The following is a 19,630-nucleotide window of genomic DNA, read 5'->3' as shown; positions in this document are numbered from 1 at the left end:
AGCTCGAAGCTCACAGCTCGCAGCTGGTCTTCCACTACTCGCTTCTCAACGCCTTCACCGGGTTGGCCAGTGCGGAGCGGAAAGTTTGTATGCTGAGTGTTATCAATGCAATGATGAGCATAATGGCTCCGCCGGAAGCAAATATCCACCAGGGCATTGACGTACGATAAGCAAAATTTTGCAGCCAGGTGTTAACGGCCCACCACGACAGGGGCGCGGTGATCACGAAGGCTACAATAACCAGCACTATGAAATCTTTAGACAGCAGGGATACGAGCTGAGTTACAGAAGCGCCCAACACTTTGCGTACGCCTATTTCCTTTACCCGCTGGTGGGTGGTATAGATCACCAGGCCCAACAGTCCGAGGCAACTGATGAATACGGCCAGACCGCTGGCCCAGGTCAATAAGCGGGAAGTGTTTTGTTCTGTCTTATAGAAATCGGCTATCTGCTCATCAAAGAACTGATATTCAAAAGTCCTTTCGGGAAATACTTCTTTCAGGGCCTTGTCTAATTTGGCAAAAGCATTCTTCCAGGTATTGCTGCCTGCTTCCTGTGGAGGGAGCAGGATATGGAAGGTATTGCATTCCTCGCTTTTGGCCGTAAATACCAGGGGGGCAATATTGGTATGCAGGGACTTGGTATGAAAATCGGCTACTACACCTACAATGGGCAGCAATGTTTTGTCGCGCCGCTGGATGTGTTTGCCAATAATATCAGCAGGATTGGCAAATCCCATCTCCCGGGCAAATGTTTCATTGACCAGGTATTCTTTACGAACGGTATCGCTGGGCTGCAGCATTTGGCCGGCCACCAGTTTGATCTTATAGAGGTCGAAGTAGGCAGCATCCCCCAGCCTGATCTCTGTCATTTTCTCGATGGCCTTTTTGCCATCATCGAGGGTGAGGGTAGAGGAGGTGGTGCCTTTTGAAGCAGGTGGAATACCGCTGAGGGTAACCATTTGGATTTCGGGAATGCTTTTCAATTTCTGGAGGAGTACCTGCTTTTTAGAAAGGCTGCTCTCGCGCCAGGGAATGGTGAAATTAACAACGGCGTCTTTGCGGTAGCCCAGGTCTTTGTTGAGGGAAAAATGTATTTGTTTGGCTACCATCAGGGTGCCGATGATGAAGAACTGGGCTATGATGAATTGAGATACGGTCAATGTTTTGCGCAGCCAGGCGCTCCTGGTCTTGCCGCTGTTGCTGAAAGCCTGGTTTTTCAATACCAGTACAGGTTTGAAACCTGATAGTACCAGGGATGGGTAGAACCCGGCCAGCAGGCTCACGACGAATACCAGGGCAATCATGAAGGCTATAATATTGGGCTGGAACAGGCGGCTGAAGGTGATGGCTTCGGGGATATTGTCTGAAAATGCTTTCAGCAGTAAAGGGATGAGGGCAATGGACAGCAGGGTAGCAGTGATGGTGAGGGCCAGTGTTTCACTCATGAACTGGGCTATCAGTTGTGTCCGTGTGCTGCCCATGGTCTTGCGGATACCTGTTTCTTTGGCCCGCTGAACCGACTGTGCGGTGGTAAGGTTGATAAAATTGATGCATCCTAATATCAGCAGGAAGGCTGCCACCACCAGCAATCCGTAAAGGGTAGGCTTGTGGGCCCGGCGCTCCCCAAAAATATCGTACTTGTCGTTGAAGTGCAGATCATTCAACGGCTGTAAAAGCTGCTTTGTGCTGACGCCGCTGCTATTGGGTGCATGGCTGGCTACCAGGGCGTTGATCTGTGCGGCTGTTTGTTGGGGCGAGACTCCTTTCTTAAGCTTTACTAATAGCTGGGAGTTGCCAAAATAATTGTTCCAGGTGGTCCAGCTATAGTTGTTCTCCAGCTTGCTGGCAGGAATGGTAGCAGTAGCAATAAATTCTTTAAAGTTAAGGTCGGTGGTTTCCTGCAGGTCTTTTACGATACCGGCCACGGTTACCTCAATGCTGTCATCATAGCTCATTAGTTGTCCTACAGCGCGGGTAGGATCGGCAAACGGGAAATATTCTTTGGCGCGGCTTTCGGTCAACACTACTTTGTAGGGTTCCTTGAGCACATCGGGCGAGCCGGCCATCCATTGGTAGGTGACCAGGTTAAAATACTGCTGGTCGGTAAAGACGACGCCTTTCCTGGCCTTGAATACTTCGGGCTTTTGGTTGTTGCCTTTGCTGATGCTCACCTTAGGATCATACGTGGTAAAGATGGCCGCGGTGTTTTCCAGGCCGGTTATACTGGTGCCGGCCGCCGCCGCCAGGGGAGCAGGCACGGAACTGTTGTCGTAATGCGCGCCTGAGAAATCGAGGCTGGAAACGACGCGGTAGATGCGGTCTCCATCCTTGTGAAAGCGGTCGAAACTAAACTCATACTGAACGATCAGGTAAATGACGAGGGAAGCGCTGATGCCAACGGCCAGCCCCAAAATATTGATCAGGGAGAAGGCTTTGTGCTTCCTGACATTACGAAAGGCCAATTTTAAGTAGTTCCTGATCATATAAGTTTTTCGTTTAAATAGTTTAACAATGTTAAACTAATAGGCTCCCCGAACGGCTTTATGTTGCATTAAGGGCGGTATATTTTCATGGCTATACTTTCCCCAGCCGTTTGGGAGCCTGCGGGTAGTATGGCAAACACATGCCAGAACGTAGGAGCATGATTAACAACGGGCTATGAGGTATTCCCCATACGAAGTAGTTCGTTTCCGATACAAAAACTGTCCGGTTTTGATACAGAAGAAAGCCCGGAAGACGGGAGGTCGGGAAGATGGGTTTGAAAGCGAAGGCTGGTGGCTTGTCGCTGTTTTAGGATAAAAACGTATCTTTATGGTGCTAAAAAGTTCTTCGCTTACATATCTCATCCCAGATGGGTGTTGCCAGTATTGGCACGGGGGCGACAGGATTTTTTAGTTTTTTATATCCTCATTATATAGATCCACAATTGTTAGGAATTTATCTTTCACTGCGTTAAAAAAGCGATTTTCACCTTGTAATAATTTTCGTTGTATTGCCCATATGAGATAATCAATGATGCTGAATTCCGGCATTTCGATAGCTGGTACAATCTCAAGATGGCAGGGCATGTTGACATAGGTTTTAGTTTCATCTGCATGCAGCGCTTTGGCGACAGCATTTTGAAAACGGTGCAGCGTATTGTTGCCTCTTTGTGAAAGATATAAGTTATAATGATGGCTGCTGTTATTTAGCCGGCCGTTAAGTAAATGGTGTAAAACATCAAAATAAAACTCAGCAGGGTTATTGTTGTGCTTTCGGTTGAATATGTCAATATTCTTTTTGGCTATTACGACATGAGCCTGATATCCTTGCAGGTTACGAAGCAACTCAAAGAATTTTGCTCTGATTTCAGGGTGATCTCCCCGAGCATGAACATACCAGCCTTTTTCATTTGTGACCGAAGCAATTGAGTTATAAAGATTGTCGGCCTTAATATTGTCCATAAAGTTTACGACAGACTTGCGTAAAGATTTCCTATCGACAGTCTCAATCATTCCAAGAATGAGATAGGGCTGAAAACCTGTTGTACCAATCAGTAGTTTCTTGCGGTTGCCATAAAAAACCGGATCACCACTTTCGTCGATGAACAGATAACGCTTAATAGCTTCAGTCATTAATAGTATATTGGTTATAGCATTTTTATGTTGCAGGAACGTCTGCAACGACAAGAATTCAATATTAGTTTGATCCGGGGAGACTGTTAGCTGGTGGTTGGTGCGAATGGATAGCAAATATAACGAACAGGCTGATATTATAGCGATTGTGAGCAATAGTCAAAATCAGAACTTCTATTTTTAATAAATAAGCCATTCACAAAAACTCCTTAGTTCATAATAAATGCCTTATTTGCAGAATCTAAAACTATTGTTATGGCTAAAATGAATCCTTATTTAAACTTCGACGGTAAAACCGAAGAAGCCTTTAATTTTTATAAGTCTGTATTTGGCGGGGAGTTTCCGGCTATTCATAAAATAGGGGAAGCACCGGGTACGGAGAACCTTCCTGATGATGAGAAGAACAGGATCATGCATATTTCCCTGCCGATCGATGCGCACACTACTTTAATGGGTTCAGACACGATGCCTTCTATGGGCCATAATCTGGTGGTAGGAAATAATGTGCATATTTCGCTGCATCCGGTAAGCAGGGAAGAAGCGGATCATTTGTTTAATGGATTGTCTGCCGGAGGCACCGTTGAAATGCCCATCGCAGATATGTTCTGGGGTGCTTATTATGGCAGCTTTACGGACAAGTTTGGGATCAAGTGGATGGTGAATTATGATCCACAGCAAAAATAAATAGCTTAACTTTCTACTGCCAATCTATCGACTTCACGATCAGGGCCGGATTACGGTCATTCCTGCAGAGAATGATGTCCTTCATCTGATTAAAACAGGAATGGCATGCAAGATCAATCTATTAAACAGCAGCTTCAGCAGCATTTTGTATTACTGGTTATCGGGCTATGGCTGGTGAGCCTATCCGCAATGGGAGTGTGCGGGCTTTTCTTCGGGTCTTGCGTGGGTCTGCGTCGTACCTTGTTCGGGTCTCATTCGGTACCCGCTTAGGCCGCCCCAAACCATACTCAAAACCAAAACAAGCCAGGCCAGCATTCAATTCATTTCACAGGTGCATAAAATGCGCTTTATCTCCGGTGTTGGTACAAACATGTCCCGAACAAGACCCCTGTCAAACCCGGTCCTGAGAGGGTACCGGCGCTTGTTAAAATGTGACTTTAAATGGCTGTTTTTAACTGAATATGACAGAATATAACAGAACTTAACCGTTTGTGTTAGCTGCCTGTTGATCACCCAGGCCAACGCTCTATCTTTAGGAAAAAGAATATTATGGCAAGGCTTACTTCCGCACCTTCTTTTATTGGCACTTACGGGCCTATAACAGTATACTTCATGTTTGGGAGGTACTATATACGCTCCCGCAGTTCGCTGACCGGCAAGCGGGTGAAGAAAGATCCCGCCTTTCGCAAGACCATGCAATATGCCGCCTTGTTAGCCAAAGCTTCGCCTATTGCATTGAAGGTGTATGCATTGGTTCCACTTCGCTATAAAAAACATACACTCCGCTGTAAGATCACCGGAGAGGTAATGACCTGGTTGAAATATGGGTGGAATGAAACGGACATCATCGAATGGCTTGCCCAAAAATATGTCCCGAAATACGGAGGGATGCAACTGTCTGTGGAAGCTCCTTCAACGGTATTAAGGCCATCTTATCGTCGGGCAAGGCCAGCGGTGGGATCCACCGTCAAGGGTTTATTTAAAAATATCCCTGCTGAACAGCCATCTTTTGAATTGCTCCTATGGCGGAGGCGGGATAAGGTCTTCAGGCGGGAGTATCACAAAGAATGTCAACAAGGTAAGCAAGGCGTACCTGGGCTACGGATGCCTGGGAAGTAGGTTTGCTGCCGTTATGGGCTTAGTCACTCAGGTTTTCCAGGGCTGTTTCGATCAGGTACAAGCCGGCGAAGAGAGCCATTTTATTGTTGCTGTTGAATTTAATGGAGCCTTCGAATGGCAGTGAGGGGCCAATATTGCCAAGGCTAAAAAGGGGATACCTGATCTGGAAAGTATAGGTGATTTCTTCTGTGTTATTGGTAAGGGTGAATTTGTATCTCCCCCAGGTAATTTTGCCAAACAGTGAATATCCGTCCGGACGGTGTCTTTTGAAGGAATGTATCTCATCATGGAGATGCAACTTATGGCGGTATCCGTTAAATATGGTCCAATTGGTTAATTCATAATGCCCCAATACCATGTTGGATATGTTGTCGGTGATCACTACTTTGGGTTTGCGAAAGAACCTGTGAGTGGTGTCGATCCTGACGGAAATCTTATCAAAACTGAAGGAACATTTCTTTGAAGAATAGTAGAACTTACCTAATAGGCTTTCGTTTACGAAGAGACTGTATACATTGTAGTATGCGTTCATGTAATTAACGTTCGGTTCTTTGGAGAAATGCACATCCATTAGTGATCAGGTAAGGGTGGTGATTCGTGAAAAATAGGTAGAATTTCCGGCAAGCCAAAATCCTTTTCTCATTTATTCACTCCGCAAATTCCTGATCGGATTGGTGAGGGCCCTGACAATGGTTTGTATGGTAACGATCACGGCAATGAGGCCTGCTACAACGGCCGCTACGGTGAAGAACGGTATCCAGTTGATATGAATACGGTACACAAAATTATCGAGCCATTTTTCCAGGGCTATATACGCCAGGGGCCAGGCAATGATATTGGCGAGCAGGATCATCCAGGCAAACTCTTTCAGGAACAGGGCAATGATCTGAAGACCGGAAGCGCCCAATACCTTACGGATGCCTACTTCCTTCATGCGCCGGGTAATACTCAGGGTTACAATGCCCAACACACCCAGTAATACAATGAGCAGGGCCAGCAGGGTAGCGGTTTGTGCCGCTTTTTTTAGTTGTATCTCTGAACGGTACATATAGGTGAGCGTATCATCCTGAAACTTATAATCAAACGGCGCTCCCGGCAATACGGTAGCCCATTTGCTTTCCAGGGCAGCAATCGTTTGTGACAGGTTACCTGGCTTTACCTTAAAGGACAGGTAGCGATAGGCGAGGGTATTTTTTACATGGAGAATATAGAGAGGGACAATAGCGGCATGTTTACTTTCGAAATGAAAATCTTTGATCACGCCTGCAATGGTAAAGGTTTGGGGATTGCCCATTATTTTAATGGGCTGTCCCACGGCGCTATGGGCATCTTTCCAACCAAGGGCTTTCACAGCCGTTTCGTTGATCACTATAGCAGTTGAATCGGTATCGAGGTATTGACCGGCTACCATTTTCATACCATAAGCGGCAGTATATTGGTTGTCTGTGGTTAGGCCGGTAGCATTGACGGCCTGACTGGAATCTGCTGCTTCTTTATACAACTTACCGCCACCACCGTTCCTTCCATCGGGTATCTCAAAAGAGAGACTGGCAGCAGCAATGGCAGGCAGCGTGGTTATCTCGTTGCGCACCATTTCCATATGCTGTACGCCGGCTACAGTCCAGTCGCGGGGTACGGCCGCCGTGATCACCTGTTCTTTATCATAACCAAGGCCGCTATTGAAAGAAAAGGCGATCTGTTTATCGATAATGACCGCACCTACAAAAACGACAATGGCTGTTGTGAATTGCAGCGCGATGAGCGAACGACGAAAGACCACTTTTTCTTTGATGGTCTTCAGCTTTCCTTTCAGGGAGTCGACAGATGGTTGTAAAGAAAGTATAAATGCAGGATACAGCCCTGCCAACGCGCCGATCAACAGAGACATCAGTATAGGTACAGCAATAAAGGGTACAGGCAGTGTAGTGAGTGAGGGGAGCGGTTTGCCCAGCATTTTGCCGGCAAACGGGATCGCACATTGGTAGACGGCAAGCGCCAGTACGACACTTAGGGTGGCCAATATGACTGACTCTGTCAGGAACTGGAGGATGAGCTGGTTCCGGGTGCCGCCCATTACTTTGCGTACGCCAATCTCCTTAAGCCGGGTAGCCGAATTGCCGATAGTGATGTTGATAAAGTTGATCACCGCCATGAGCAGGATAAAGAGGGCTATCAATGATAGTGTATACACCATCCGGCGGGCAAGGCCATTATCCCGTTGCAGATAATATTCATTCAGTGGCGCCAATTTCAACTGCAGGTCGGCGGCCATGTCTGCAGGTGCATGTAGTTTCAGCAGCTGCTGCATAGGCTGCTGCAGATCGGATGGCTTAATGCCTGCTTTGAGTTTCACGTAGTTGATAATGGCTGTGTTTTGCCATGATTGAAAGCTATCGTACCTGCCAAAGAAGCGTAGGCTTTCTACGGGTAAAAAGATTTCGTTGGATGTATTGGTAAAGTTGGTGATGGTATTAAAAGGCAGGTCTTTCAATACTCCTGTTATTATGAAGTCCTGTTTACCACCGCCCGCAAAAGATTGCAGGGTGAGGGTCTCGTTCAATACATCTGTTCTGCCAAAGTACTTGCGGGCTTTGGCAGCCGTGATCACCATTGAATTGGGGTTATTGAGGGCTGTGCGCGCATTGCCGTATAACAGGGGGAAACCTGTGATGGAGAGAAAACTGGCATCGCCGGGCTGTAGCCCTTCTCTAAAGTATTTGTTGCCTTTGGAAACAATAGAGGTGATGCCATCATGGTGATAATAATCTTCCACCAGGTCGGGAAAGTTTTCTTTGAGCGCCTGGGCCATCGGGGCGGGGGTGGTAATGTCCCCGCTTCCGCCTTTCTTCCATTTGCTTTGCAGCATGAACACCCGGTCGTTATCATGGATAGAATCGTTCACGCGCAACTCGCCCCATACATAGGCCCCGATCAGGAACACAAAAGCAATACCTGCGGAAAGTCCCAGTATATTGATAAAGGAGAAGGTCTTGTGCTTTACAAGGTTTCTCCAGGCAAGCAGGATGAAGTTCTTAATCATAAGAATGATTCATTTATTTTCAAAACTTATATTCTTTGTCGAGTTTAACCACTGAACCCCAAAGCTACGAGCCACGAGCTATGAGCTGAGAGCCTTCTGCTTTGAGCTTACTTTATTGTATTTAGCTCGCCGCTCGTAGCTCACAGCTCGCTGCTTTCATTTACTCACTTCTCAGACTCTTCACGGGATTGACCACTACGGCCTTTGCAGCCTGCAATACAATGGTGAGCAGGGCAATGAGCAGCGCCAGGACCCCGGCAACGGCAAATATCCACCAGCCAATATGTATGCGATAGGCAAAATCCTGCAACCACTGGTGCATAATGTACCAACCAACAGGAATGGCCAGCACCAGGGCCACTATGATCAGTTTCATAAAGTCCCTGGACAAGAGCAGCAGGATGCTTTGTGCAGAAGCTCCCAGCACTTTACGAATACCGATCTCCTTGGTGCGTTGAATAACATTGTAGGCAGATAAACCCAACAAGCCAAAACAGGCAATCAGGATAGCAAGAAAGGCAAATATGCCAAACACTTTTCCAAAGAGAATATCGGCCTTGTATTGTTCACTAAACGTTTCATCCAGGAAGGTGTAGTTGAACGGATCGGCCGGGAAATATCTGTCCCAGGTTTGTTTGATCGCTGCAATGGTAGCAGGCACCTTGCCGGAGGCTACCTTGATGGAATAGTAACTCCTGATATTGGGCGAGCACCGGAATATCATGGGTTCAATAGCTTTCTGCAATCCCTGCTGGTGATAATCGGCCAGCACACCCACCACGGTATTGGTATCCCTTCCGCTGTTGATCTTTTTGCCGATGGCAGCGGCCACGCTGGGAAAACCCAGTATGGCAACGGCCTTTTCATTGAGGAGTACATTCTTTTTTTCGGTGCCAAAATCGGTGGAGAAAGGCCTGCCGGCTTTCAATTTCATATCAAACAGGGATATGAAATCATAATCCACCCCCAAATTGTATAGAGTAATGCCGGTTTGGTTTTCTCCATCCACCTGCTTATAGGTATTGGTCCAGTAAATTTCCTGGCCCATCACATTGGTGGAAGCAGCCAGGTTCTTTACACCGCTTAATTGCAAGATATCGGTCTTGAAAGGCTGGAAGGTCCCCTGGTAGGTAGAATCTGTGGGGGATACGGCACCTTCCAGTACCAATGTCTGATCAATATTGGCGCCCAGCTTTTGGTCGCGCATAAAGCTTACCTGCCTGTATACGATGATGGTGCCTGCGATCAGAACCACGGAAGTGGTAAACTGCAATACGATCAGGCCTTTGCGCAGCAGCAGCCCACTGGTTGAATTCTTAAACATGCCTTTCAATACCTTAATGGGCTGGAAGCCGGACAATACAAAAGCGGGATACATACCAGACAATAAAGTGCCTGCCAAAAACAGGATGGTAAACAGGCGCCAGTAATGTGGTGACAAAGAGATATGGGTAGCCGGGTGACCGGTAAACTGATCGAACGGCGAAACGAGCAGGAAGAAAATACCTATAGAAAGGGCCAATGCAAAAAAGTTGAGCAACAGGCTTTCGGTCAGGAATTGTTTGATCAGATCGGTACGCAACGCGCCCAACACTTTTCGAACACCTACTTCCCGGGCGCGCTCTACTGAACGGGCAGTAGCAAGGTTGATATAATTGATCCAGGCAATACCAATGATGAATATGGCTACCAGGAACAGGAATCCCACGGCCTGGCCGTTGCCATTCACTTCAGCTTCCTGGTTGAAGTTGGAATACAGGTGAATGTCCTTCAGGGGCATCATATGTATTTCCGTTTTAAAATTATTCTTCAGCGCCCACTCTGTCTTGTTCATGTACTTGTCGCTGAAGGCGGGAATTTTGGCAGCGAACTTATCCTTATCAGTGCCGGGCCTCAATTGGATATAGGCGTAGAAATCGTACCATCCCCAGGCATTATCAGCGGGGTTGCTGTTATCGTGCCAGACAGTTAATATAACCTTCTTAAAGGCATCATAGGATGCGAGGTACTGGATATCGAGGTGAGAATTGGATGGATAGTCTTTGAATACACCGGTAATTTCATAGTTCTGGGGATTACCGTCAAAACGTATGTTTAATTGCCTGCCCAGTGCATTGGGCGTCCCAAAGTATTTGGTGGCCAGGCTTTGAGAGATGATCAGCTTATCGGGGCCGGTGAGGGCGGTGGCCGGATTGCCCTGGACTAAGGATATATTGAACATTTTCAAGGTAGATGGATCGGCAAAATAGCCCTTGGTTTCTTTAAACTTTGCCTGGGTAGCCTCATTGGTGATGAGGAAATTAGCATCTATGAGCCGGCAGAAATCCTGTACTTCAGGGAAGTCTTTTTTCATCGTGGGCGCAATGGCCGGGTATACGGTCGCAGATTTCCAGCGCAGGTTTCCTTTGCTATAGCTATCGATGCGCAAACGCACAATATCATTGGCCTCCTTATTAAAATCATCGTAGCTTTTTTCATAAGATACGTAATGGAAGATGAGGAGACAGCAGGTCATGCCAATGGTAAGGCCAGCAATGTTCAGGAAAGTATGTCCCTGACGTTTGCGCAGGCTGCGGATAGCGATCTTGAGGTAGTTCAGTATCATGATGAGGGCGTTGTTACAATGTTCGAATTAATTATTCTATTCACTTCTCAGGCTCTTCACAGGATTGGCTGTCGCGGTTCTGATACAATGGTAGCCAATGGTCAGGACGGCGATGGCCAGGGTAACGATGGCCGACAGCAGGAAGACGGTCCAGCTGATATGGATCTTGTACGTGAATTCCTGCAACCATTTATTGGCGACATACCAGGCAATGGGCCAGGCGATCAGGTTGCCTGCCAATACCAGGAGCACAAAGTCTTTGGATAGCAGACCGAGGAGATTGGCCATGCTGGCGCCGATCACCTTACGGATACCGATCTCTTTGGTGCGTACTTCCGCAGCATAGGCTGTCAATCCAAACAGGCCGAGGCAGGAGATCAGGATGGCGAGTACTGCAAAGACCTTCAAGATGGTGCTCATGTTATTTTCCTTCTTGTACAGTCCGGATATTTTGTCGTCGAGAAAGCCATAACTGAACATGGAATTGGGCGCCAGTTTTTTAAATGTCGATTCCAGGAAGCTGATGGTGGCAGCTGGATTGCCTGGTTTTATTTTGATAAACATACTACCCGTCCACTCGGGTTTGTACTCCAGTACCAGGGGCTCTACCTGGTGGTGGAGGGATGCAAAATGAAAATCTTTCACCACGCCTACGATCTTTCCCTGCACACCCATTACATTGTTGACGACGGCGGCACCTATGGGGTCTTTAAAGCCCAGCAAAGCGGCGGCTCTCTCATTGACGATAAATGAACCTGAGTCGTTGAAAGCACGGGAGAAATTACGGCCACTTTTCAGGGTAATATTCATTACATCCAGGTAGTGTTCATCAACCCGCATGAATTGTGAAGAGGGGTATTGTTTTTGTGGATCGGGATTGAGGGGGGTAATGTTTTCTACGCTCAACCCATCGCCGATCACATTGGAAGCTTTGGCGATGCCCAGTACATCAGGGTTTTTCAGTAAGGCCTGCTCCACTGCTTCGGAATGTTTTACAGCTTGTTCCTGAAGATTACCATAGAGTCTGGCAACGATCACATTGTTGCGATCGAACCCAAGTTCTTTGTCATGGAACAATTTCATTTGCTGGTAAATGAGTATGGTGGAAATGATCAGCAGGCCGGATACCACAAACTGGAATACCACGAGGCCCTTGCGTACGAGGGAGGCAGATGACCTGGGCAGTTTGTTGGATTTTAAAGAACCGGCAGCATCAAATTGTGTAATGTATAAAGCAGGGAATAGTCCAGATAATATACCTACCAAAAGCACCATGCCAACGATGATCATCATATTGACGGGCCTGAACAACTCCCACATCGATACATCTTTGCCGGTAATATTGTTGTAGAAGGGTATGGCCAGTTGGTAGAGGCAAATGGCCAGCAGGGCGCCGAGGCAGGTCAGCATAAATGCTTCGCCCATGAACTGGAGTACCAACTGCCCTTTGCCGGCGCCCAGTATTTTGCGGATGCCTATCTCTTTGATCCTTTTCAGGGCCTGGGTAGTGAAGAGGTTGATAAAGTTTACGCAGGCAATCAGGAGTATGAGCACTTCCACGCCTATAAAGATGTAGATGTAAATGATGCTGCTGTTGGGACCCATTTCCTGGATCAGATTGGAATGGAGGTGGATATCAGTCAATGGTTGAAAGCGCCATTTTTGTGCTTCAGGCCGTATTTCTTCTGCGGTACCCCAGCCTGCATAGTACTTCATGTAAAATTCCTTCAGCTTTGCGTCGGCCTTCACAAGGTTCTGGTCTTCTTTAAAGGCCACATAGGTCCAGCCAAACATCCAGCCGCGGTTGCCAGTCCAGTCGGGTGACGCGTTTTTGTAAAAGGTGGACATGGAAGCCAGGTAATCAAATTGAATATGGCTGTTGGAGGGGAAATCTTCTATGACGGCTTTCACCCACATCTCTTCTTTATCGTTGAATACCAGTTTTTGGTTCAGGGGGTCTTTGTTGCCAAAATATTGTTTGGCCATGCTGCGGGTAACCACGATGGCATTGGGTTCGCTGAGGGCTTCTACAGGCTTACCGGCTACTGCTTTGAGATCAAACACATCGACCACGGATGAATCGGCAAAATATCCTTTGCTTTCGCCCTGCACATTGGGGCCTGCGCTTACAACGGATCTGCCCCTGTCGGAAAAGCGGGTGATACTTTTGATCTCCGGGAAATACTTCATCATTTCGCCTGCCAGGGGAGGGGAAGACTTGGACCATTCATCATTGACAACCCGGTATATACGGTCATGTTTGGGAAAGCTTTTCTCATAGCTCAACTCTTCTTTGATATGAAGGGTGAGCAGGAGCCCGCAGGATATTCCAATGGCCAATCCAAACAGGTTGAGTAAACTGTAAGTCTTTTGGCGAAACAGGTTGCGCCAGGCGGTTTTGAAATAGTTCTTAAACATGATCAGGATTTGTTTTTAGTCAAAACTAATATTCTCTGTCAGGTGTAACTATTGAGTCAGAAGCTACGAGCCTCGAGCTGCAAGCTTCGGGCCCTTCGCTTTGAATGTACCCAATTGTATTTAACTCGCAGCTCAAAGCTCACGGCTGTATTCTATTCACTTCTCAAGCTCTTCACCGGATTGGACAAGGCTGCTTTAATAGCCTGGAAGCTCACGGTAAATAAAGCGATGAACAAGGCTGCGCCGCCGGCCACCAGGAATACCCACCATTGAAGTCCTACCTGGTAGGCGAAGTCCTGCAACCATTGGTGCATGGCCCATGCGGCAATGGGAAAGGCGATCACGGCAGCTACCAGCACCAGCTTCAGGAAATCTTTGGAAAGCATGGAGATGATGCTGCTAACGCTTGCACCCAATACTTTGCGGATGCCTATTTCCTTGATGCGTTGTTCGGCCGCATACGTAGCCAGACCAAATAAACCAAGACAAGCAATAAGAATGGTCATAAAGGCTACGGACAGGAAGATGACTTCCCGTTTCTTGTCTTCCTGGTAAAACAGGTCCCACTGTTTGTCGAGGAAGTTATATTCAAACAGGTGGGTGGCATCAATGGAATGTAAAATGCCTTCCATTTGTTTGAGTGTCTCGGCCATATTGACGGGATTCACCCTTGCGGTGAAATAATCAATACGGTGTACACGCAGGCGCGGACTGCCAATGACCATGGGGGCAATTTTTTCGCGGAGAGACTGGAAGTTAAAGTCGTTTACAATACCTATTACACGAACACGCAGTGGAGTGTCATAGGTATTGAGGCCATCACCAAACAGGGCTGCAGGTATCTCAATAAGTTGTTCGGAAGGCTGGCTGATGTTGAGGGATTTTGCAGCTGTGGCATTGATGAGTACGTATTGTGAATCGGCCAGCTCATTACCGGGTAAGAAGTTCCTGCCACTGAGGAGTTTTATCTGAAAGGTGTTCAGGAACTGGTCATCGGCGGCTATATAATACATGTCCTGCATGGAAGCTGGATTAGCGGCAGTGCTGACTTTTATCTGGGGAATGGATTTCCATTCGCCTGGTACACGGGAAGTGACGGTTACATTTTTTACGTTGGCTAAGCGGGCATATTCGTTTTTGATGGTGGTGGCAGCGCGGCGTACATTGGCGCTATTGATATCAACCACTACCAGTTGTTCTTTATTGAAGCCCATGTCTTTTCCGTCAACGTATTTCAACTGTTGGAAGACGATGATGGTAGCTACCATCATAATAATGGAAATGGAGAACTGGAAGATTACAAGCACCCTTCGAAAAGAAAGATGTCCATGGCTCAGCTTCAGTTTGTTTTTAAGTAGCTGTAATGGTCTTAATCCCGATTGGAAGAGGGCAGGGTAGATGCCTGCCATCAGGGCTGCCAATGCTGTGACAGACAATACACCCAACCAGATACGGTAATCGCTATGCCAGTCTAATGACAGTTCTTTACCGGTGAAGGCATTGAAGCCAGGCATCAGCATTTGCACGGCAGCAAGTGCTATGAAAAGCGCAATGACGGTAATAAGCAATGCTTCGGCCAGGAATTGAACGATGAGGCTATTGCGCATAGCGCCAGCCACTTTGCGTACGGCAATCTCCTTCGACCTGCCGGCAAAGCGGGCGGTTGTCAGGTTCATATAATTGATGCAGGCAATGAACAGTACAAAAAGAGCTACGATGCCAAATACGTACAGGTGCATGATACCACTTTGGGCTCTTTCGTTATCCTGGCCATCGGGATAGAAATGTATCTGCTTTAATGGCTGAAGACTAAAGGTACTTTTCCTCGTATCGGCAGAGGCGGGTCTGTTCTTCATTACCAGGGTACCCATCCTGGCTGCTGTACTGTTGGCCGTTTTGTTGTCTTTCAACAATACGTAGGTGGTAAACAGGGTAGAGGTCCAATCGCTGGACGAAAATTCTCTAAACCGGGGGTTAGAGAAACTGGTGGCCTCGGAAAACAGCACATTAAATTGGATATGGGAATTACCGGGGATCTTAACTACGGCGGTAATGCGGTACGGTAAACTATCATCTTCCACCCTGATGGTCCTTCCCAAAACATCCTGGCGGCCAAAAAGCTTCATGGCCATTTTATCGGTTACAGCTGCCGTAAATGGTTCCTTCAATGCTTCCCGTGTGCCTTGCAGCAGGGGGAAATCGAACAGGTGAAAGAAGGTCTCATTGGCGGTGGTGTAATCATTGTAGAAAACAGTGGTATTGTTCTCTGCACTTACATTGACCCTGCCAAATGTGGTGAGGCGGGAAGTGGCCGCTACTTCGGGCATGTCCTTCAGTACAATCGCCGATGTGTTGAAAGATACAGAGCCGGCTGTCCTTTCCTTACCGGTTGCGGTGGTGAATTTTTCCACTACACGGTACAAAGAGCCTGCCTGGGTGTGAAACCCATCAAAGGTGAGCTCATCGACCAGGAAAAGGGCAATGAGCAAAAAGCAGGTAAGGCCTGCCGAGAGGCCAAAGATATTGATAAAGGAAAAGGCTTTGTGCTTTAGCAGGTTGCGCCAGGCGATCTTGAAGTAGTTTCTGAACACAGTTGGGTGGTTTTAGTGTTGGCTATTTGATTGACAGCGATACGCGACCGCCATTGCCTCTTACCGTGACTGGTATCCCGCCGCCGTTGAGCTTTCCGTCGATGGAGTCATCTTCGATCTTACCGCTGAAATTGCTGAGGCTGCTGGCCTTTACTTTATCACCGGTGATCCGCAGGTCAAGACCTTTATTGCCCGGCAGATCGAGGTTGATATTGCCTCCGGAGTTGGATAATTTTACAAAACTGCCCAATTCTTTCAGGCTTACGGTAATATTGCCACCACTGGTAGAAGCGCTGATGCTGCAGGAAAGTTCGCTCATGGTTACATTGCCGCCGGAAGTAACGGCATACAGTTCGCCGGTCACTACATTACCACGTACGGAGCCTCCGCTGGTAGTTGCATCAATATTGCCTTTGAGTTCTTCGAGGGTTACGTTGCCACCGGAAGTAGTCAATTTCAGTTTGCCGCTGCTGTTCCTGGCGTCGATATTGCCACCGCTGGTAGAGAGGGTGATATCATCTTTGGAATCTTTCAGGTGAATATTGCCACCGGAGGTAACTCCTTTTATCTTACCAGTCAGGTCATCGATCTGGAGGTTGCCGCCACTGGTCCTGAAATCCTGTGTACCGCTCAAATGGGCCAGGTCAAGATTGCCGCCACTGGTAGTGAGGTTGGTGGCCACATTGCGGGGCACATATATCCTAAAGGAAATAGAAAGGGCTTTTTTCCAATCAAACCTGCCGAAGCGGTTTTTAGGTTTTGCAATAGCAGTCAGTTTATGATCGGCGGTACCAATAGAGAATTCATAGTCTTCGCTGATCCTTTTTTCTATCTCTTCTTTTGATAATTGGCTTCTGCCGTTATTGGGCCTTACATATACTTCAATCCTGGCTTCTGCCGCCGCATCGCCGGTAATCGAGATATTACCACCGGATGTTTCTGCCAGCACCTGTTCAATGCCTGCATCTTTGAGCGATTTGGTGAGGTAGGGAGCATCGTTCTGGGCTTGCACGGAATAGGTGATGCTGCCAGCGAGGAGAAGGAATAGTATTTGTTTCATGGTATTCAATTTAGTATGATGATTATTTAATGCAGAGACGTTTGTCTTTTGTATTTGTTACAGACAGAATGCATTTTTATTCATTTTTCAGGCTTTTTACGGGGTTTGTCAGGGCTGCTTTAATGGCCTGGAAGCTAACGGTCAATAAAGCGATCATCAGAGCGGCTACGCCGGCTGCCAGGAATACCCACCAGCTTATATTCACCCGGTAGGCGAAGTCCTGCAACCACTTGCTCAATACCAGCCAGGCAAGGGGCCAGGCAATGAGGTTGGCAATGAGTACCAGTACCAAAAAGTCCTTTGACAAGAGGCGTACAATGTTTTGAACGGAGGCGCCCAACACTTTGCGGATGCCAATCTCTTTCACCCTTTTTTCTGCGGCGTAAGAGGCCAGGCCGAACAGACCCAGGCAGGAAATAATGATGGCCAGGCCTGCCAGTATGCCCACGGTCTCACTTACCTGCGAATCGGCATGGTATAGCTCCTTGAAGTGATCGTCCAGGAATACATATTCGAGGTCCTGGCCGGGGTTGATCTTCTTCCAGGTGGTTTCAAGATACGCGATAGCCTGTTGTGCTTTGGCGCCATTGATACGGACAGACATTTCGCTGTATCCCCAATCCTTCTGGTCAAAGATGGTGAGTGTTTCTATTTTATGGTGAAGGGAGTTGAAATTAAAATCTTTGGCAATGCCTACTATATGGCCGACAGAGTCGAGACCACCTAAGCCAAACTGTTTACCGATCAGGGAACTGATGGGTGCTTTAGGGTGCTCTTTCAACAACTCTTTGGCCATGGTCTCATTGATGATATAGGCTTTGCCATTATCGGTACCATAATCTTTGGAGAAGTTCCTGCCTGCTACCAGGGGAATATTGTATACGGTAAGGTAATCGTGGTCTACCACCACTTGTGAAGTGGCCATATTGCGCATAGGCCCGTCACCGGGGTGAAAGGTGATACCGGTTTGGTGCAGGTTATTACCCAGGCGCTGCCAGGAGGCGGTTACGCCGGTGATCAGGGTATTGCTGAGCAATTCCTGTTTAAGGGACTCATATTTGGGACCGGTGCTGAAATTAAGGGTGACTGCGATTACCTGATCTTTTTTAAAACCGGGGTCTCTCTTTTGCATGAAGTTTAACTGCCTTACTGCAAAGAGTGTGGCGATGATGAGGAAGATGGCGCTGGAGAATTGTCCTACTACGAGTATATTCCGGAACAAGCCCTTGCTTTTACCTGTCTGGATAGAACCTTTCAATACTTTGATGGCCTCGAAAGAAGACAAGTAGGCGGCAGGATAGAGGCCAGCCAATGTGCCTACGATGAGGGTGCCGGCCAGGGCACTCAATAAGAGTCTGCCATTGGTAAATATGGGCAGGTTCATATCACGCTGACTGAGGTTAGATACCCAGGGCAAGGCCAGTTTTACGAGGATCAGGGCCAATATCAAGGCAATGAAACACAAGAGGACAGATTCTCCAATGAACTGTATACCCAGCTGGAAACGGTTGGCCCCAACTGACTTACGCACACCCACTTCTTTGGCCCTGCCTGCTGAGCGGGCAGTAGACAGGTTCATGAAATTGATGCAGGCTATGATGAGCACAATGATGGCAATGATGGAGAACAGTTTGGTATAGGTGCCATCGAACTTATGATAGTTGTGGTAATCGTGGGTAATGTCGGTTGAGGCAGCATGTACGGCTGCAAGCGGTTGCAGGAAGAGTTCATAAAAGGTAGGACGATCTCCTTCCATATGTCGCTTCAGGTACTCCGGGAACTTCTTTTCCAGGGCTGCCTGATCGAAATTGGGCGCCATTTCAAGATAGGTGTTGACCCAGTTGCCGCCCCAGTTTTCCATCAGTTGGGCGGTGTTGCGTGTATTAAAAGAAAGCAATCCATCAAACTGCAGGTGGGAATTGCCGGGTATATTGGCCAGGACGCCGGTTACCGTATAAGAAAGGGTATCGCGATCGGGAATAGTAACTGTTTTACCAATGGGGTTTTCTTTGCCAAAAAGTTTTTCGGCACTGGCCTGGGTAAGCACCATGCTGTTGGGCTTTTGCAGGACCAATTGGCTGTTGCCTTCCAGCAAGGGAAAGTTGAAGATGTCGAAAAAGGTAGAGTCGGCCCAGAATACTTTGGACAGGGTTACTTTTTTTTCTTTCCAGGCAATGGGTGGCTTATCAAATGAATTGATGCGGGTGTACTGAAGTATCTGGGGAAACTCCTGCTTCAGGCTGGGGCCCATGGGGAACATAGAGAGGGCTACCTTCTGTGGCGCCACCATGCCCGGGAATTTCTGTACTTCATCGAGCCGGTAAATATTTTTGGTATGCTGTTTATCAAAGCTCCTTTCATATAGCACAAACAACATAATGATGATACAGGCGGCCATACCAATGGAGAGTCCAATGATGTTGATGGTGGAATACGCTTTGTTCTTCCAAAGGTTTCGCCAGGCGGTCTTGAAATAATTTCTAAACATACGGAGGGT

The 19,630-nt window shown here is 47.5% G+C and carries 11 protein-coding genes; 2 read left to right on the top strand and 9 right to left on the bottom strand.

Annotated features, from left to right (window positions below; genetic code table 11):
* Positions 1 to 34: 34 nt before the first annotated feature.
* Both D3H65_RS13265 and D3H65_RS13260 read right to left on the bottom strand, forming a co-directional pair.
* A complete protein-coding gene (locus D3H65_RS13265; RefSeq protein WP_119050780.1) occupies positions 35 to 2,485 on the bottom strand; it encodes an ABC transporter permease in 2,451 nt (816 codons plus the stop codon).
* A gap of 408 nt (positions 2,486 to 2,893) precedes the next feature.
* Positions 2,894 to 3,616 (bottom strand): hypothetical protein, encoded by a 723-nt coding sequence (locus D3H65_RS13260; protein ID WP_119050779.1) that lies wholly within the window; start codon positions 3,614 to 3,616, stop codon positions 2,894 to 2,896.
* 255 nt (positions 3,617 to 3,871) lie between these two features.
* Here D3H65_RS13260 and D3H65_RS13255 point away from each other — a divergent pair, with 255 nt between their 5' ends.
* On the top strand, positions 3,872 to 4,300 hold the full coding sequence (locus D3H65_RS13255) for a VOC family protein (RefSeq protein WP_119050778.1): 429 nt from the start codon (positions 3,872 to 3,874) through the stop codon (positions 4,298 to 4,300).
* Between the two features lie 549 nt (positions 4,301 to 4,849).
* Positions 4,850 to 5,419 carry a hypothetical protein gene (locus tag D3H65_RS13250; protein ID WP_119050777.1) on the top strand — a complete coding sequence of 190 codons (570 nt, stop codon included), beginning with the start codon at positions 4,850 to 4,852 and terminating at the stop codon, positions 5,417 to 5,419.
* 19 nt (positions 5,420 to 5,438) lie between these two features.
* On the opposite strand, the gene D3H65_RS13245 is transcribed toward D3H65_RS13250, so the two are convergent.
* The 7 genes from D3H65_RS13245 to D3H65_RS13215 form a co-directional block, all read right to left on the bottom strand.
* The gene (locus D3H65_RS13245) at positions 5,439 to 5,951 is read right to left on the bottom strand and encodes a hypothetical protein (RefSeq protein WP_162915609.1); all 513 of its coding nucleotides are present in this window, start codon (positions 5,949 to 5,951) and stop codon (positions 5,439 to 5,441) included.
* Between the two features lie 111 nt (positions 5,952 to 6,062).
* Positions 6,063 to 8,459 (bottom strand): ABC transporter permease, encoded by a 2,397-nt coding sequence (locus D3H65_RS13240; protein WP_119050775.1) that lies wholly within the window; start codon positions 8,457 to 8,459, stop codon positions 6,063 to 6,065.
* 160 nt (positions 8,460 to 8,619) lie between these two features.
* A complete protein-coding gene (locus tag D3H65_RS13235; RefSeq protein WP_119050774.1) occupies positions 8,620 to 11,064 on the bottom strand; it encodes an ABC transporter permease in 2,445 nt (814 codons plus the stop codon).
* 36 nt (positions 11,065 to 11,100) lie between these two features.
* Entirely contained in the window at positions 11,101 to 13,482 is a 2,382-nt protein-coding gene (locus D3H65_RS13230; protein WP_119050773.1) for an ABC transporter permease, read from the bottom strand.
* Between the two features lie 152 nt (positions 13,483 to 13,634).
* Positions 13,635 to 16,073, bottom strand: a complete 2,439-nt coding sequence (locus D3H65_RS13225) for an ABC transporter permease (RefSeq protein ID WP_119050772.1) — start codon at positions 16,071 to 16,073, stop codon at positions 13,635 to 13,637.
* Positions 16,074 to 16,095: 22 nt separating this feature from the next.
* A complete protein-coding gene (locus D3H65_RS13220) occupies positions 16,096 to 17,133 on the bottom strand; it encodes a DUF4097 family beta strand repeat-containing protein (RefSeq protein WP_119050771.1) in 1,038 nt (345 codons plus the stop codon).
* A 76-nt stretch (positions 17,134 to 17,209) separates the two neighbouring features.
* Positions 17,210 to 19,621: an ABC transporter permease gene (locus D3H65_RS13215; RefSeq protein WP_119050770.1), complete on the bottom strand. Its 2,412-nt coding sequence runs from the start codon at positions 19,619 to 19,621 to the stop codon at positions 17,210 to 17,212.
* Between the last annotated feature and the right edge of the window lie 9 nt (positions 19,622 to 19,630).

The organism is Paraflavitalea soli, from assembly GCF_003555545.1.
In the GTDB taxonomy this organism is placed as follows: Bacteria; Bacteroidota; Bacteroidia; order Chitinophagales; family Chitinophagaceae; genus Paraflavitalea; species Paraflavitalea soli.
Note: the sequence above shows the minus strand (reverse complement) of the source record. Positions and strands in the feature narration are given on the sequence as shown.

Coding starts and splice junctions, on each gene's coding strand:
- D3H65_RS13235 (WP_119050774.1), bottom strand. CDS start 11,064: ATGATACTGAACTACCTCAAGATCGCTATCCGCAGCCTGCGCAAACGT.
- D3H65_RS13255 (WP_119050778.1), top strand. CDS start 3,872: ATGGCTAAAATGAATCCTTATTTAAACTTCGACGGTAAAACCGAAGAA.
- D3H65_RS13245 (WP_162915609.1), bottom strand. CDS start 5,951: ATGAACGCATACTACAATGTATACAGTCTCTTCGTAAACGAAAGCCTA.
- D3H65_RS13250 (WP_119050777.1), top strand. CDS start 4,850: ATGGCAAGGCTTACTTCCGCACCTTCTTTTATTGGCACTTACGGGCCT.
- D3H65_RS13260 (WP_119050779.1), bottom strand. CDS start 3,616: ATGACTGAAGCTATTAAGCGTTATCTGTTCATCGACGAAAGTGGTGAT.
- D3H65_RS13240 (WP_119050775.1), bottom strand. CDS start 8,459: ATGATTAAGAACTTCATCCTGCTTGCCTGGAGAAACCTTGTAAAGCAC.
- D3H65_RS13230 (WP_119050773.1), bottom strand. CDS start 13,482: ATGTTTAAGAACTATTTCAAAACCGCCTGGCGCAACCTGTTTCGCCAA.
- D3H65_RS13215 (WP_119050770.1), bottom strand. CDS start 19,621: ATGTTTAGAAATTATTTCAAGACCGCCTGGCGAAACCTTTGGAAGAAC.
- D3H65_RS13220 (WP_119050771.1), bottom strand. CDS start 17,133: ATGAAACAAATACTATTCCTTCTCCTCGCTGGCAGCATCACCTATTCC.
- D3H65_RS13265 (WP_119050780.1), bottom strand. CDS start 2,485: ATGATCAGGAACTACTTAAAATTGGCCTTTCGTAATGTCAGGAAGCAC.